This is a genomic window from Corynebacterium nasorum, from assembly GCF_022347325.1.
GTDB classification, from domain to species: Bacteria; Actinomycetota; Actinomycetes; order Mycobacteriales; family Mycobacteriaceae; genus Corynebacterium; species Corynebacterium kefirresidentii.
On sequence record NZ_JAKRDU010000015.1, the window covers coordinates 1 to 16,011 of the forward strand.

The following is a 16,011-nucleotide window of genomic DNA, read 5'->3' on the forward strand; positions in this document are numbered from 1 at the left end:
TGAACTACCAGCCCGAACCAACGACGCAAACCGCGCCACAACAACAGAATCCGGAACCCATTTCGACTCCACACAATCACCTAACCCATGTCAGGTGTTTCCACGACCACTAGAAATCAAGCGCCTGATTAGCCCTTGTGCTTGAGCAGACCTGCTTCTTGCAGGAGTTCACCGATCTCGTTGTCTTCCAGCTTGTCTAGGAAGTGCTTACGCATAAACCGGCCGGCCTTGGTGTCACGGCCATTGCCAAGTGGCTCGCCGTCGCGTAGCTGAACGGTGGCGTCGAGAAGCGTGCGTACATCGAAGGTGGAATTGAATACCTCCGGTACGCCACGCTCCAGATCCATAAGGGTATAGACCGCTTCCATTGGTGTGCGAACCGAGTACTCGGTGGTAAAGATGCAATCACGCTGAGCAGATTCGGAGAATTGGCCGATGAATGCAAAGTTCTTCGCACCTTCCGGCACCACATCCGGGCGGTCGCCAGCCTGACGCGGCATGAAGAACGCCGTGACGTAGGGCATCATGACTGGAACGGCCTTAGCGCCCGTTGCAGCCATCTCATCAATCTGGTCTACCGGAACGCCGAGGTGATAGAGCCACTCGCGGGTGATTTCCTCACCAGTGGATTCCTCGATGGTCTTGCCGGTGTAGTCACCTGGGCGATCAGAATAAAGGGCGTAGACCCAGACCACGATTTGGTCGTCCGGCTGATTCTTAAAGTGGGGCTGGCGGTTCACGGTCCAGGACATCAACCAGTTGGAGTCGCGGGCGGTGACAATACCGCCGGTAACGACCTTGCCGGAGAAGGGGTCCCGCTTGGCAATCTTTTCGATGTAGCGTGGGATGCGCTCGTCCAGCGTAGTCACCGTGCAGGATTCCCACTTCGTCTCTGGGATATGGCTGCCAAAAACGTCTGGGCGGCCAAAGGAATCATCTTTCGCCGCGATCTTGCGCCACAGTTCCCAAGCCGGTGCTGGACCTTCATTGAGCTTGGCTGCACGGTGGTGATTTCCGTTATCGGAATTTTCCACCAAGGAGCCAATGGTCAAAAATGCTAGATCATTATCCGTGAGGGACACACCGCCCTCTTTGCCGTTTTTCTCCCAATGGATGTAGGTGGCCTGCTTTTCCCCGTCGGCAATGCGGAAGTCTACGTCGGTCACGCGGGTACCGTACTCGAATTGCACACCGTGATCCTGCAGGTACTTTGTCAGCGGCAAAGCCAGCGATTCATACTGATTATACTTTGTGAATTTAAGCGCGGAAAAATCCGGGAGGCCACCGATATGGTGGATGAAGCGGTGGACATAGAGCTTCATCTCCAGTGCCGAGTGCCATTCTTCGAAGGCAAACATGGTGCGCCAGTACATCCAGAAATTGGACTCAAGGAAGTCTTCGCTAAACCACTCGTTAATACGGACATTTTCCACCTCAGCACGGGTGGCAAGGAAGAGCTTGATGAGTTCCTTTTGCGCCTTGCGAGTCAAAGTAAACTTGCCATCGGTGTGCGCGTCCTCGCCGCGGTTTACCGTCGCGCGCTGCAGGGAATAATTCGGGTCATCGCGGTTGAGCCAGTAGAACTCGTCCAATACGCTGGCGTTCTCGATCTCCAGCGAGGGCACCGAGCGGAAGAGATCCCACAGGCACTCGAAGTGGTTTTCCATTTCGCGGCCTCCACGGATGACAAAGCCGTCCTCTGGCTCTTTGATTCCATCGAGAGCGCCACCTGCGATATGGGATTGTTCGAGGATATGAATATTTTCCCCCGGTACCTGTGCATCACGTACTAGGAACGCGGCGGCAGAAAGACCAGCGAGGCCAGATCCGAGGATCCACGCAGTTTTCTCATCGGCCCCTTTCGGCTTACGGGGGCGAGCAAATGCTTCATAGTTACCGTTGGTGTAGCGCATGGCGAGCACTCCTTGTATAGACAATTGGCCTAAAGCTAACGGTAGTACCATCGAGCGCTCCCCGCGGGGAAATAAGCTATGCCGCACCACCATCCGGGGGTAGACATAAGCAAAACCTCAGAAACGGTTCCGGCTACCTATTTCCACTCCGGATGCACAGTATCTACCCCCTGCGCCTGAGCTGCACATTCGATTGCATCCGCCAGCCACTGAGCAAGCCCCTCCTGCTGCGCCTCATAGTGCTCCCGGAAGCGCTCATCGGCAACGTACCCACGGGAAATCAGAAAGTGCTTCGTCGGAGTAACCGGGAAGAAGGAACTGAGTGCTGCGCGGTGCTTTTCGACGAGCCCCTGGGCCTCCTCAGAGTCCGCTGCCATTCCATTGGCTACAGCCTGGGCCAGCTCTTTCTCCACCTCAGCAACTGCCGCTTGGGCATCGCTCCAGTCTTGCTTCGACCAGTCGGCAGTACGCTGTTGATACATAGCCCAGTCCTCGCTCGATCCATAGGCCTCTTCAGCCTCTTGTTGATGCGCGGCAAAGTTGGCATCGCCGACGATTTGTCCGATTTCTTCCACAGTGAGCTTTCGGTTATTCATTGCATCCTCCATCAAGGTGTCAATTGCTGCCAGCATGTCAGTAAGACTGTCGCGCTGTGCGAGCAGGCTTTCTCTTTGCCTCCGCAGATGCTCCACATCGGAGGCACCGCCATCTAGCAGCTGTTTAATATCGGTCAATTTCATACCGGTAGCGCGGTAGATCAGAATCTTCTGCACGCGGGCGCAGTCCTGTTCGGTATAGAGCCGGTAATTGGACCAGCTGCGCCACGTGGGAGATAGCAAGCCTTGCGCCTCCCAGTGGTGCAAGGTGCGCACCGTAATACGAAAAAGCGCTGCTACCTCGCCAACGGTATAAAGAACTTCATCGATGTCGTCCATGGCTTCATTGTCGCACCTTACGTTGCGTCAGGGTCAACCTCAAAGAAAAATCTGCAGAAACTATTGCCAGAGTGTTGGGTTTATGCAACACTTAAATACATGACAGCAAACGACGCCCCAGTTTCAACAACGATCCGCGCCAAACGGTTCCGCCGTCCCGGCCCCACCCGTGGATTAATCGCATCAATGTATGGCTGCGTAGCTGTATCCGCGATTTTCCTCATCCTCGCATTGGCGCTTTCTTCTTACTGGGCACTGTTAGCCATGTCTATAGCAATGGTGCTCTCTTGCATTCCGTGGACCATTCTGCGGGTATCCATTGATTCCAAAGACCGCAAGCCGCTGTCCTCTCTTGATGAGTACGAGGCCCAGGTCCTCGACCAGTGGCGCCGCAAGGCTTTCCAGCTGTCTACCGCCCTACTTTTTACCGGCGGTCTGGTCACCCTCCTCGTAGGAAATTGGTTCCTAGGCGGAGGCATTACCGGCACCATTGGCACCAAATATTTGCTTGGAGCTGGCTACTACCTGCTCTTTAGTTACTTCATCTCTGCCACCCTGCCCGCTGTCGGCTACGCACTGACCTTCAACCAGAACTCGGAGAACTAAACATGCCCACTTTGACCATCGACCACCTCAATAAGTCCTTCGGGGAGACGCAAGCCCTGCGGGATATGACTTTTAGCGTTGGCGAGGGCGAAATCTTCGGGTTCGTCGGCTCCAACGGCGCCGGAAAGTCCACCACCATGCGCATTGCACTAGGTGTGCTGGCGAAAGACTCCGGCGAAGTCTATTTCGATAACGCCCCAATTAATGACGATAATCGCCGCCGCATTGGTTATATGCCGGAAGAGCGCGGCCTTTATGGCAAGGAGCCGTTGCTCAGTCAGCTGGTCTTCCTTGGCACGCTGCACGGCATGGATAAGGCCGCCGCCAAGCGGGCCGGCGCTGAGCTCCTTGAGCAGCTAGGCCTGGGCGAGCGCATGGACGATAAGCTCGATGACCTCTCCTTGGGCAACCAGCAGCGAGTACAGCTCGCGGCCTCCCTTATCCACGACCCAGACATGCTGATTCTGGACGAGCCCTTTTCCGGGCTGGACCCAGTTGCGGTCAACGTCATGTCAGATATGCTGCGCGAGCGCGCCAACCGTGGCGTTCCCGTCATTTTCTCCTCGCACCAGTTGGACTTGGTGCAGCGCTTATGTGACCGCGTGGGCATTGTGACGAAGGGGCACATGGTGGCCGAAGGGGGCGTCGATAAGCTGCGCAGCCAGGGCCCGCCGCGCTTTGAGGTCGCTACCCCAGCACGCGGCTGGTACCCGGAGGGCACGCAGCTGGTGGCAGAGACTGCCGACGCCGTGGTAATCCAAGCAGATCCCAGCGTTGATGACCAGACGATCCTGCAGGCTGCCCTAGCCGCTGGCCCAGTGCATTCCTTCGGTCGCAAGATCCCAGACCTGACCGAGCTTTTCCAGGACGTCGTCACTAGCAACCAGAATGAGGAGGCCTAAGCCATGCAGTATTCCGCAATGAAGACCATCGGCGTCGTAGCCAAGCGTGAAATGGCAGTCGCGCTGAAGTCGAAGATGGTAGTGGGCACTATGCTGCTCCTCATCCTCGGCGCCATTATCGCCCCAATTGCTATCAGCTTCTTCAGCGGCGATGAAGAACCTGATTCCGTAGCCGTCGTGGGGATGGAAGCGTCCGCCTTCAAAGATTCCGGCATCGATGCCACAGCAGCGAAAGACCGCGCGGAAGCCCAGCAATTGGTGGAAAATGACGAGGCCGATGCCGCCCTCGTGCCGGCAGAAAACGACGGCTGGGATCTCTTGAGCAAGGGCGATACGCCTGCTGCGGTGACTACCACCGTCAACCAAATCGTTTCTTCTCAAGCACAAGCAACGGCGTTGGAAAAGCTCAATATTGACCCGCAAGAGTTAGAAAAGGCTACCCCTTCGACCGCCGTAAATCAGGTGAACTTAGAAGAAGAGGATGGCACTGAACAAAAGATGGCCGGTGTAGCCACGGTCCTCATTGGCGCAATGGCGGTGGTCTTTTCTGTCATGACCTTCGCAGGCCTGATTGGCGGCCGCGTCACGGAGGAAAAGTCCTCCCGCGTAGTGGAAATCATCTTGTCCTCCGTGCGCCCAGTAGACTTCTTGGCCGGCAAGATTTTGGGCAATACCATCGTCGGTTTCTTGGCCACCCTCCTCATCCTGGGCGGTGGCGCGATTTCGATTGCTGCGTCCGGCCTGGCTAGTGACCTCGAGCTGGACTATGGCTTGGTAGCCGTCCTCCTTGTAGGCGAGATTCTAGGCCTGCTTTTCTTTGGCAGCCTCTACGCTGCAGCCGGTTCCATGGTGCAGCGCACCGAGGATCTCCAGTCCACGCAGGCACCGATTCTGTTCCTTGTCTTTGCCACCATGTATGTACCGATGTTCGGCTGGATGCACCTGGATGCCACGTGGATGCAGGTTATGACCTGGTTGCCGCCGGTTTCTATGCTGGTTGCTCCGATGCAAGTAGCCGGGGGCAACCTCAGCTGGTTGGGCTTGCTAGCTAGCTATGTGCTCATGGCTGTGGTGACCGCACTGATTATCGTGCTAGTCGGACGCATCTACCGCCGCGCCATTTTGAATAATGGACGCAAGATGACCTGGCGCCAGGCGGTGGGCAAATAAAACAATCCGGCTCCCCGCCGTGTGCAGGTGAGCCGGATTCTTCTATGTGCCGAAGCTACTGAGTAATGAACTCGTTGGTGATCGGCTGGGTGATGTCCAAGGTGCCGTGCTCGATGTAGTACATACCGAAGAACATGGCTGCCAGCATCACTACGGCTAGCAGCATGGAAGGAATCCACTGAAGGAATACGGGAACCCAGCCATTGCCCTTGTCGCGAGCTGCTGCTTCGCGCTGTTCCTGAGCCTCACGCTCGTTCATAATGATAAAACCTTTCGATCCACCGAGGATTAACTACGGATATCTTAACAGTTAAGTGCTTATAAGGCCGCATTCCTCGCACTTTTGATTGACGCCGAAATTTCGCCCTTAGATTCCGGGGTCCTCGTTATTGAGCAGTGCCTCTACGAAAGACTCGCGGTCCGCGAGCATGCGCTCGATGTCCTCTTCCGCGCCGACAATCCATAGCTCGGTGTCTTGGTCATAGGTCAACACGGAGTCTGGGTAGGCCTCTAGGGCCTCTTCCATAGCGGAGACTTGTTCCTCGCTGGCGGCATCATCCAGGTGCGCTTCGGGGTCACCGATGCGTGGACTAAGCTCCTCCAACGCGGTGATTCCGTAGGTCTTATATTGTTTCTTTGGGTGCTCAAAGAGCTCTTGTCCCATCATGGAGCTTAATCCCTTCCGTGTAGTAGCGAATCTGGCACGTATCCCTCATAGCCTGGGAGGTTTTTGGCCTGCAAAACGCCGTTAAAAAAGCGCCGCAGCGCAGGCACGTCCTCGGGCTGCAGGTGGTCAAAAACCATGCGGCGGACTGATTCCACGTGTTCGGGGGCGGCGCGCCGCAAGTGTTCTAGGCCCACGTGAGTAACGCACACATTGATCCCACGGGCATCTACCGCGTCTGGTTCTTTATAAAGCAGGCCGCGCTTTTCCATGCGGGTTACTTGGTGGGAGGCGCGGGAGCGATCCCACTCTAGCTGCGTGCACAACTCGTGCAGGCGCAGGTGCTGCTCCGGTGCCTCAGACAAGGCAACGAGGACAGCAAACTCGGAGGCAGATACCTCGCCGCCGGCCTTGAGCGTTTCATCCATTCCCCTATTAATCTTGCACACAGCGCCAAGGAGCAGGCGCCATAGTTCCTGCTCCTCGTCGTCTAACCAGCGAGTTTGAGAAGGCATGGCACTAGATTACCCCTTTGAGGGAAGCAATGGCGCGCTCGCTGCGCCCCGGCACGCGAGAATAGCGCTCCGGCATGCAGGTAAAGACCAATACCTGGTTATCCCGTCCCACGTGGGAAAAGAGCGTAGCCATGAGTTGCAGGCGGTGCGCGTCGGTAGAACCCAGCGCATCGTCCACGATGACCGGCACCGACTCCGCCCCTACCAATTGCGCGATGGCAAAGCGGGTGAGGATGGCCAACTGCTCGCGAGCACCGCCGGACAAGCTGGCCAGGTTCACCGTCTCTTTATCCTGGGTACGGGCGGTCACGCGGAGATCTTCATCGAGCTCGAAGGTGATATCGCCACCGTAGACGGTGCGAGCCAGCTGTGAGAGTGCGTCCACGAAGGGCGCGGCATAGCGCTGGCGGGCGGCATCGCGGTGCTTGAGTAAAAGTTCGCGCAGATAGCAGGCTGCTTGCGCGCGCTTGTCTACGCTCTCGTACACCGCGCGAGCCATCTCTACCGCTGCGGTGGCCTGCTGGGCGCGCTCGGCGGCACCAGAGTGGAAGTTGATTTCGCTCGACAGCCTGCCAAGGTCCACCTCACAGCGCTGGATGCATCCGGTGAGGTATTCCAGGTGGGACTGCGCGCCTTCTACCAGCGAATTGGCGGTATCAAGATCAACCGCTTCCATCTGCTCAAGCTGCCCGCGCAGCTCCGCCACGACGGTCTCCAAACGGGTGACCTCGGCATGGAGCGCCTCGTCGGCGGCATGCTCGCGCGCGGAGGAGAGCTCCCTGGTCACGCGCTGTGTATTCTCGCGGGCGGCGGTCAGTTCGGCGTTTAAGCGCACTACCTCGTGGGCAAGACGGCTTTCGCGATACGGCACCAGCTCGCGGTCGAGCGCATTGACCTTTTCGCTGGCTTCTTCCTCCACGGCTTCGGCGGCAGCAAGATCTACCTCGCCCGCATCCGCAAGGTCCGCCACCTTCTCGGACAAAGCGGAATGCTGGGCGCGGAGGTCGCCTAAATCATCCGGCCCCAGTTCCACGGCAAGAGCCCGGGTGGCGGCATCCAGAGTGTCGTTGAGCGCGCGGTGCTCCTCATGGGTCTTTTCGGCCGCTTCGACAGAATCCACGCCAAGGGTATCGAGCAGGTCCTGCAGTCGCGTGCGGGCCTGCTCCACATCGCGCAGGGTGTCTTCGGCCGAGTAGGCCCCAGCGGAAAAGCGGGCGGTGATATCACCAATGGTGATAACTCGGGCGTCGACAAGCTCGATGGCTGTGTCCTCGCCTAGCTCGATGTCTTCCCCATCAACACGGATCCTAGAACCATCCGGACCCGAAAAGTGCACCTTGGCGGCCGCAGCCTCGTGCAGGCGCGTGGCCACAGACAGCGCCGAGTCCGCCTTATGCAGGCTGCTGATATCGGCCGCGGTGATCTCGCGTCCGCGCTGGGCAATGGCTGCACGGGCCTGGTCTACCTCGGCGGCGAGGGCGTCGAGCGATTCCAACCGGGCGCTTAACTGTTCAAATCTCTGCCTATCTTGCAGACGGCGAGCCTGTTTGAGAGTGCTGCGGGCCGCGGCATAGTCCTCTTTTGCCTCTGCCAGGCGCTTGTCCAGTGACTCCTTTTCCGCAGCTTCTTCTTGAGCTCTTTCTTGCGCGCCGGTGAGCTTCTGCTCGGCGTCCTTCGCAGCCGTGGCAGATTCATCGGCTGCGGTGACCAGCCCGGCGCGCTCGGTAACCGCTGCCTGGGCGCGGGCGAGGTCCTCGATGGCGCGCTCGAGCGTGGCTTTGTGGGAATCCAGCGTGGCCTGCGCGGTTGCGGCTTCCTCCGCCTGGGTCTGCTTTTCGCTGAGATCGGCCCGGGCAGCGGGAAGCTCGACTTCGGCGGCGGATTGCTCGCGCTGGAGTTGCTCGTAGCGCTCAACCACGGAGTCCAGCTCCCGCAGCACGCGGGTGGCCTCGGTGTATTCTTCTTCGGCCTGCGTGAGCGCTTCGGCGGACTCCTTATATTCACCGGCTGGGTTGCCCTTCGCGGCGGTGAAGTAGCGCTGGTATTCCTTATCCACGCGGGCAAGGAGCGCGGAATCATCGCCGGAGACCTCTTCTTCGGCCAGGCCAGATTCGCGCTCCAAGGCGCGGGTAAGGCTAGGAATGCCGACGGCCGAGATGGCCTCGCCGGTGTCGTCTTGGCGCATAAAGAGGGCGTCGACAAGCGAGCGGTCCAAGTGCTCCGAGAGGATGCGCTCCAACTCATCATCGGCCTGACTGCCAGTAAATTGCGCCGGCCGCGGGGAAGAAATGTGTAGCTCGCAAGATTTCTTGGAAAGCCAGCGCTTGGCAATGCTAAAGCGGTAGTCGCCTACGCTAAGTTCAGCCGTGATTTCCGGGGCCACGTCCTTGCCCACCGGTTGCAAGGCACGAATGCGCTTGGATCGGCCACTGTGTTTTTCGGTGAGCACCACGTCGAGCGCCTCCACGATGGTGGATTTGCCGGCCTCGTTTTCGCCGTGGATGACCACGACGCCGGACTCGGGCAGATCATCGAGGACCAAGTGCTCGATGCCCCGGACGTTATTAAGTTCTAGGCGGTGAATGCGCATTAGGACTGTCCCTCCAGGCGGAATAGCAGGTTGGCAGCATCGCGGGCGACGGGATCCTCGCGGTTATCCAGCAGCTCCTGCAGGGCCTCGGCCGCGTAGCCGGAAATATCGAGGCTAGCTAGTTCTTCCTCGCTGGGCTCGAGGTAGAGATCCATGGTGCGCTCGCGGGGGCGAAGGGAGGCAAATACGGCCTCGTACTCATCTAATCCGCGCTGCAGGCGGGCGTGGGCATCGACGCCGAGCGTGCCGCGCAGGCTATATTTCACGGCCGTGCGCACCTTATCCGGGTACTCGCCCAAGCGTGCCAAGAACAGGTCCACATCCTCGGCGGAGTCCACCGCGGCAGCAAGAGCTTCAAAGGTCCAGCGGCCGATACGCCGCTTGTCGACGTCCACCTCATCCCCCACGCGCACCACCAGCGCATTGCCAGAATCCGACTCGCCGCCGCCGGTGCTCGTTTCCTTAAAATCCGTGGTTTCTGGACTGCCGGAGAACCACACTCGGCCGGTGGTGCCGAGGCTTTCGGTGGAGTGGGTATCGCCGAGCGCCAGGTAATCAATCACCCCGCGATCCAGGCAGTCTTCAACGAAGGCAAGGTCAATGGTATCGGCATCATCCTCGCCGGAGCGGGAATCCACCTGTCCGTGACCGACGGCGATGCGAATGCCCTCGGCCGGCTCCAGCGGCTCGAGAGCGTGGCGGACTAAGTCGTGGTTCGCGCGCTTGGACAGGTACGGTGCGCCAACCAGCTCCACACCGGGGGCCACCTCAATCGGCTGGGAGTCCGCAATAACGTGAACATTATCGGCGCTGGTCTTATAAAAGACCGAGTCCGCCACCAGCGGGTCATGATTGCCGGGCAGGACGTAGACCGGTACAGGTAGGCGTTTAAACATTTCCGTGGCGCGGGCGAGGATTTCGCGGGAAAGCGAATTGTGGTCAAAGACATCGCCGGCTACGACGATGAATTCCGCCCCGGTGTCCTCGGCCAGCTCGCCCAGCCGCATGATGGCGGCTTCGCGGTCATCATTAAATCGGCCCTGGGCCTCGCCCTTCAAGAACCACCGGGTCATGCCCAGCTGAAAATCGGAGGTATGGATAAACGTCGTAGCAGTCATTAGTGCGAGAGGTGATAGTAGAGGTCTTCAATATCGGATACCGCGCGCAAGAGATCCAGGTTGGTATGAGAAACCGAACGCATGGCCTTGCGCAAGAGGTCCGGATCGGAGTCATCGATGGCCGGGGCGACCTTGAGCTGCGGCAGCTTCGGCAGCTCGCGGCCGTTCCAGAAGATCTCATTCTTTTCTTCCTCGGACAGCCCACTTGGGGTAAAGCTTTCGCGGCTGACTGTCTTGGCCTGTTCGAGGACCATGCGCTCTAGGCGGGCAAAGTCCAGACCGCGCATATTAAAAATGACAGCCGGGTCCGCATCAGCGCGGGTGGCGAGCTTATCGCCCACCGCCACGATGTGCTTGCACACGTACTCGCCGTCCGGGCAGTCACAGGTCAGGCGCAGGTCTTCGGCCTCGGGGGCGAAAAGGGTGTCTAGGGCGGCGTCGGCAAGCAGGCCTTTGCGTGCATTGGCAATGGAGTTGGGGGTGCGGGCGAATTCGGTGGCTAGCTGGGCAATATCGTCATTATTGCGGTACGGCAGCTGGATGAGCACCGCGAAGGGCTCATTCTGGGAGCCGGCCACGCGGCCGTGGATGGCGCCGTTGCGCACCTCCAGTCCCACGACGTGGCCGCCCTCGGCATACTGGCGGCCGCGGGTAATCCGGCCGCGATCCGCACCGTGGGAGGTAAAGGCCGCGATACGCGAGGCCGTCGTGGACAGGATGCGCCCGCTGCGGTCGACGTGATTGACCTCAGCCGGGGTGCTTACCCGCTTACGGGTACCAAAATTGGCATAGATAACGTTGTCATCGCCTTTAACAGCCATGGATTACTCCCTCCCCCGGTAGCTCATGAGTGCGGCCAGCTGATCTGGGTCCAGCTCGGTAAGCCAGCCCTCGCCCTCGCCCACGACGGCGCCGGCCAGCTGCGTCTTACCATCCAAAATGTCCTGGATAGATTCCTCCAGCGTACCCGCGGTGATCATCTTATATACCTGCACATTGCGGCGCTGGCCAATGCGGAAGGCGCGGTCCGTCGCCTGGTTTTCCACCGCCGGGTTCCACCAGCGGTCCATGTGGACGACGATGGAAGCAGCCGTCAGGTTCAGGCCGGTACCGCCGGCCTTGAGCGAAAGGATCATCGCCGGCGGACCATCCTCGGACTGGAAGTCTTCCACCATCTGGTCGCGCTTATTTTTGCTAACCCCGCCGTGGAGGAAGGGGATCTCCCGGCCGAGCTGATCGCTAAGGTATGGCTGCAGGATATCGCCAAAGGCCTTGTACTGGGTAAAGACCAAGAGGCGCTCGCCGGATTCAGTGGCCTCGTCCACGATGCGCATGAGTTCTTTAACCTTGCCGGAGCGATGCTTACCCTTGATCGTCACCGGCGAGCTATCGCCCAGGTAATGCGCGGGGTGATTACAAATCTGCTTGATACGGGTGAGCGAGGACAGCACCAGCCCGCGCTTATTCATTCCCGTAGCTTCCTGCAGGTCTTTTTTCACCTGGTTGACCAGTGCTTTATACAGGGCAGCCTGCTCGGTGGTCATGGACACGGTTAGGATTTGCTCGGACTTTTCAGGCAGATCGTCGATAATATTCGGGTCCGTCTTCACGCGGCGAAGGATAAACGGCGCGGTGAGCTGGCGCAGGCGTTCAGACATCTCTTCGTCATCATTGCGCTCGATGGCCTTAGCAAAGTGATTGCGGAAGAACGAGGCGGTGCCCAATACTCCGGGGTTACAAAAGTCCAGGATGGAGCGCATCTCTGAGAGGCGATTTTCCACCGGGGTACCGGTCAGCGCCACGCGGTGCTCCGAGGGCAGCGAGCGCACGGCCTTGGACGAGCGCGTCGCAGAGTTCTTGATGGCCTGGGCCTCATCTAGGACAACGCGCTGCCAGCCTACTTCGCCCATGTCCTTAAAATCGCGGCCCACGGTGCCATATGTGGTGATAACCAGGTCGCACTCAGTAGCGGCTTGGGCAAAGCTCTCGCCCCGCGGGCGACTTGGACCATGCTGCACCATGACCTTGAAATCGGGGACGAAGCGCTGCGCCTCGCGCGCCCAATTTCCCACCACGGAGGTTGGCGCCACGACGAGTGTGGGGCCGGTCTTCTCACCGCGCTCTTTTTCTACCGCGAGAAGGGACAGTAGTTGGAGGGTTTTGCCGAGTCCCATGTCGTCGGCAAGCACCGCGCCTATGCCATTGCGCGACATCCAGTACAACCAGTCGACGCCGCGGCGCTGGTACTCGCGCAGCTCCGCATGAACAGATGTGGGAATGTCCACGCGCTCTGGGGCGACCTTATCCACCCCGCCGAGCAGGGCCGTGTGCCAGGTGCTACCGGTAAACTCAATCGGCTCTTGAGTCATGGACTCGAGCGCGAGTTCGCGCAGCTCAGCCACGGTAACCTGCTCGTGTTCTTCGCCGCCCTCGTTGAACTCTTGGCGGCGCTGCTCCACGTCCGCCATTAAGGCTTCCCAACCGGGTTCGCCGAGCTGCTTGGCTATCTCCGCGGTAGCGGCCAGCTGCTCAAGTTCCTTCTTCTTGCGCGCCAGGGACTTCTCCCGCAGCGCATCCATGTATCCGGAGACCTGGGAGACAACCTGCTTATCGGCCATGACCCACTTGCCGCGTAACTGGATAAGTCCGGACTTGGAATTGACCAAGTCCTCCATCTCTTCCTCGGTCAACTCCACATCGCCCACGGACATGCGCCAGTTATAGTCCACCAGCTTATTCATGCCAATGTGCTTTTTAGTGGCGGCCTCGGCCGGATCGCGGGCCTCGTGGGTTTCCAGCTTGGCCTTCGTTTCCATCTGCGCCCAGGCCTTGGGCAGCATGACAGTCACGCCACTGGCCTTGAGCTTGTCCACCTCGTGAGTGACAAAATGGGTGAGCTGGTGGGTTTCTAAGTAGACATCCCAGTCACCATCGCCAGGTTGCGGCAGTTGTGCGGTCTCCCCCAGCGTGGGAGCGATGCGCACGGCCTTGCGGTGGGCTTCCCTCAGCTTTTCGACGCTCGCCCTATCCAGACTCTGCGCTGACACCGGCCGCGGAGCATCCGTGCCCGAGCGCACCCGCACGCGCACCGGCCACTTGGCCGCATCCGGGTCATCTTCTGCCGGTTCTTCCACGATGTAGACCAATTGGAGTTCCACCTCGTAGATGGAATTCTTCCACTCATTGAGCCCGCGCAAAAGCTGCGCGCGCCCACGCCGGATCGGCCGCGTATCGAGCAGGGCGCGGGCGAACTCGTGCCACGGCATCGGCCGCGGTGCTTCCGCCACGGGCCGCAGCTCTCGAAACGCGATCCAGTGCGTGAGCTCATCGGCCATGTCATCCGACAGTGCCCGATTATTAACATGCAAGATGCCGGGCGCGGCTGCCATCATCTCTGCAAGCCACCCGCGCTCCCCCAAGCCGGAGGCCAGCTGCCACATGGGGAACCACTCATTGGCCTGGTAGGCCAGCCGGAACGTCACGCGCCCGGCGCGCACGAATTTGCATAGGCCACTGTAGGCATGGAGCAGCCACTGAAGGTCAGGGGCGATGGTGGCAGGCGGTTTGTGATTCAGGTGTTCCATCTGAGCAAGCGCCGCGACAGCCTCTTCCGGGCCGAACATTGCCATCGGCACCATCAAGGACACGTCCTTGCCCTTGGGTGTGCGCAGCGAGACCCGCGCCCGGTTGCGGAAAGATTTCTTCCCCAGGATCGACTCCACCGCTGGCGGGAAGGTGCCTTCAGGAACGGCATTGGGCATGACAATCTTGTGCCCTTCTACCTGTTCAATCCACAGACCAAGCCCCGTAACGGGGAGCCACAGTCCATGCACGAGGTAAGAAGCCATAACCGCCAGCATAGCAGCCCTGCCAATTTTGTTACACGCTCGTTATGTTCTCTCCTTTTCCCAGTTGAACGATAGAAAATCCAAACGGAGACATGCGTCACACCTGTATTTTCGCTTGGGTTAACCTTGTGACCCCGTTAACGTGAATATGTCCTACATATCACTACAAGGAGTAAAACGTGCAAGATTCAACTTGGTACGTCATTGCGATGATCGTGTATCTCCTCGCAATGGCAGCCATTGGCTACTGGAGCTACAAACAAACCGACCAATATGACGATTATGTTTTGGGCGGCCGTGGCCTGCACCCATTCGTAGCGGCTCTTTCCGCTGGCGCATCCGATATGTCCGGCTGGCTACTCATGGGCCTGCCCGGAGCTCTATTCCTTTCCGGCATGTCCGAGCTGTGGATGGCCATCGGCCTGCTCGTCGGCTGCTGGGCTAACTGGAAGTGGGTCGCACCGCGCCTGCGTTCTTACTCGGAAATCGCGGCCAACTCCATTACCGTGCCGTCCTTCTTTGAAAACCGCCTGCACGATAAGTCCCGCCTGCTGCGCATCATCTCCGCAGCCATCATTATTTTCTTCTTTACCTTCTACGTCTCCTCCGGCATGGTTTCCGGTGGCCGCTACTTCGAGTCCACCTTCGGTGGCGACTACCTCACCGGCATGCTCGTCATCGCTGCGGTGACCATCTTCTACACTTTCGTCGGCGGCTTTTTGGCGGTGTCTTACACGGACGTCGTCCAGGGCGTTCTTATGTTCGTCGCCCTGATGATCGTGCCGATCATGGCCATTGTCTCTCTCAGCGATCCATCCTCGATCTTCTCGTTTGCCGCCAATAATCCCTATGGCACCGATGGCGTAGTAGAAAATGACAGCTACTTCTCCATGTTCGCAGGCGTATCCGCCGGCGTTATCATCGGCAACCTGGCCTGGGGCTTGGGCTACTTTGGCCAGCCGCACATCGTTGTCCGTTTCATGGCGCTGCGTAAGCCTTCCGACGCCAGCCAAGGCCGTTTCTACGGCGTGACTTGGATGGGTCTGTCCGTCATCGGCGCAATCTTCGTCGCGCTCTCTGGCACCGTTTACTTCACCCAAACCGGCCACAGCATCACCGACCAGGACAATTTCGAAACCATCTTCCTCGACATGGCACAGGCCATGATGCATCCGCTGCCCGCAGGCTTCATCCTGACCGCGGTTCTAGCCGCCATCATGTCCACCATGTCTTCCCAGATGCTCGTCGTCTCTACTTCCCTCATCGAGGACCTCTTCCTCATCTTTGCTAAGAAGAAGCCCAGCGAGCAGGTCCTCATCAACCTCTCCCGCACCGCAATCGTCGCCATCGCGGTCATTGCTGCCCTCTTGGCGATCAACCCATCTGACTCCATCCTTGGCCTTGTCGGCTTTGCGTGGGCAGGCTTCGGTTCCGCCTTCGGCCCCATCATCTTGCTGTCCCTGTACTGGAAGCGCTTCAACGCCACCGGCGCGATTGCCGGCATGCTCACCGGGGCCATCGTGGCCATCGGCTGGGGCATGTCTCCGCTTTCCGATACCCTCTACGAGATGGTTCCTGGCTTCTTCCTGGCCCTCATCGTGGCCGTCATCGTCACCAAGCTCACCAAGGAGCCAGCACCGGAAGTTGTTAGCGAGTTTGAAGAGGCCACCAAACTGGCCAAACTCGTGGAAAAGGACTCCAGCCTCGACTTCGAGGAGGCCGCGGAAAAGGTCACCGATAAATAATCGGA

At 59.1% G+C, this 16,011-nt stretch carries 13 protein-coding genes; 4 read left to right on the plus strand and 9 right to left on the minus strand.

The genetic code is table 11. From position 1 onward, the window contains the following. Positions 1-128 precede the first annotated feature (128 nt). The gene (locus MHK05_RS10145) at positions 129-1,913 is read right to left on the minus strand and encodes an oleate hydratase (RefSeq protein ID WP_239206514.1); all 1,785 of its coding nucleotides are present in this window, start codon (positions 1,911-1,913) and stop codon (positions 129-131) included. A gap of 137 nt (positions 1,914-2,050) precedes the next feature. After that, the gene (locus MHK05_RS10150; RefSeq protein ID WP_239206516.1) at positions 2,051-2,848 is read right to left on the minus strand and encodes a MerR family transcriptional regulator; all 798 of its coding nucleotides are present in this window, start codon (positions 2,846-2,848) and stop codon (positions 2,051-2,053) included. A gap of 99 nt (positions 2,849-2,947) precedes the next feature. On the opposite strand from MHK05_RS10150, the gene MHK05_RS10155 reads away from it, so the two are divergent. From MHK05_RS10155 to MHK05_RS10165, 3 genes are read left to right on the plus strand one after another with little or no spacing between them, the layout of a single operon-like run. Then, on the plus strand, positions 2,948-3,454 hold the full coding sequence (locus MHK05_RS10155) for a hypothetical protein (protein ID WP_239206518.1): 507 nt from the start codon (positions 2,948-2,950) through the stop codon (positions 3,452-3,454). 2 nt (positions 3,455-3,456) lie between these two features. Next, positions 3,457-4,356: an ABC transporter ATP-binding protein gene (locus tag MHK05_RS10160; protein WP_239206520.1), complete on the plus strand. Its 900-nt coding sequence runs from the start codon at positions 3,457-3,459 to the stop codon at positions 4,354-4,356. Positions 4,357-4,359: 3 nt separating this feature from the next. Further along, positions 4,360-5,526: an ABC transporter permease gene (locus MHK05_RS10165; RefSeq protein ID WP_239206522.1), complete on the plus strand. Its 1,167-nt coding sequence runs from the start codon at positions 4,360-4,362 to the stop codon at positions 5,524-5,526. Positions 5,527-5,581: 55 nt separating this feature from the next. On the opposite strand, the gene MHK05_RS10170 is transcribed toward MHK05_RS10165, so the two are convergent. The 7 genes from MHK05_RS10170 to MHK05_RS10200 form a co-directional block, all read right to left on the minus strand. Further along, entirely contained in the window at positions 5,582-5,785 is a 204-nt protein-coding gene (locus MHK05_RS10170) for a hypothetical protein (protein WP_034668134.1), read from the minus strand. Positions 5,786-5,893: 108 nt separating this feature from the next. Beyond that, complete coding sequence (locus MHK05_RS10175) at positions 5,894-6,193, minus strand: hypothetical protein (RefSeq protein ID WP_023021788.1); 300 nt, start codon at positions 6,191-6,193, stop codon at positions 5,894-5,896. Positions 6,194-6,198: 5 nt separating this feature from the next. After that, a complete protein-coding gene (locus tag MHK05_RS10180; RefSeq protein ID WP_239206524.1) occupies positions 6,199-6,705 on the minus strand; it encodes a MarR family winged helix-turn-helix transcriptional regulator in 507 nt (168 codons plus the stop codon). Positions 6,706-6,709: 4 nt separating this feature from the next. Then, entirely contained in the window at positions 6,710-9,295 is a 2,586-nt protein-coding gene (locus MHK05_RS10185; RefSeq protein ID WP_239206526.1) for an AAA family ATPase, read from the minus strand. After that, on the minus strand, positions 9,295-10,413 hold the full coding sequence (locus MHK05_RS10190) for a metallophosphoesterase family protein (RefSeq protein WP_239206528.1): 1,119 nt from the start codon (positions 10,411-10,413) through the stop codon (positions 9,295-9,297). Before MHK05_RS10190 ends, MHK05_RS10185 begins: the two co-directional genes overlap by 1 nt. After that, positions 10,413-11,234, minus strand: a complete 822-nt coding sequence (locus MHK05_RS10195; protein ID WP_239206530.1) for an SWIM zinc finger family protein — start codon at positions 11,232-11,234, stop codon at positions 10,413-10,415. Before MHK05_RS10195 ends, MHK05_RS10190 begins: the two co-directional genes overlap by 1 nt. 3 nt (positions 11,235-11,237) lie before the next feature. After that, positions 11,238-14,261, minus strand: a complete 3,024-nt coding sequence (locus MHK05_RS10200) for a DEAD/DEAH box helicase (protein WP_524535291.1) — start codon at positions 14,259-14,261, stop codon at positions 11,238-11,240. A gap of 179 nt (positions 14,262-14,440) precedes the next feature. Between MHK05_RS10200 and putP the strand changes: the two genes are divergently transcribed. Continuing rightward, on the plus strand, positions 14,441-16,006 hold the full coding sequence (gene putP / locus MHK05_RS10205; protein WP_239206534.1) for a sodium/proline symporter PutP: 1,566 nt from the start codon (positions 14,441-14,443) through the stop codon (positions 16,004-16,006). The last annotated feature ends 5 nt before the right edge of the window (positions 16,007-16,011 follow it).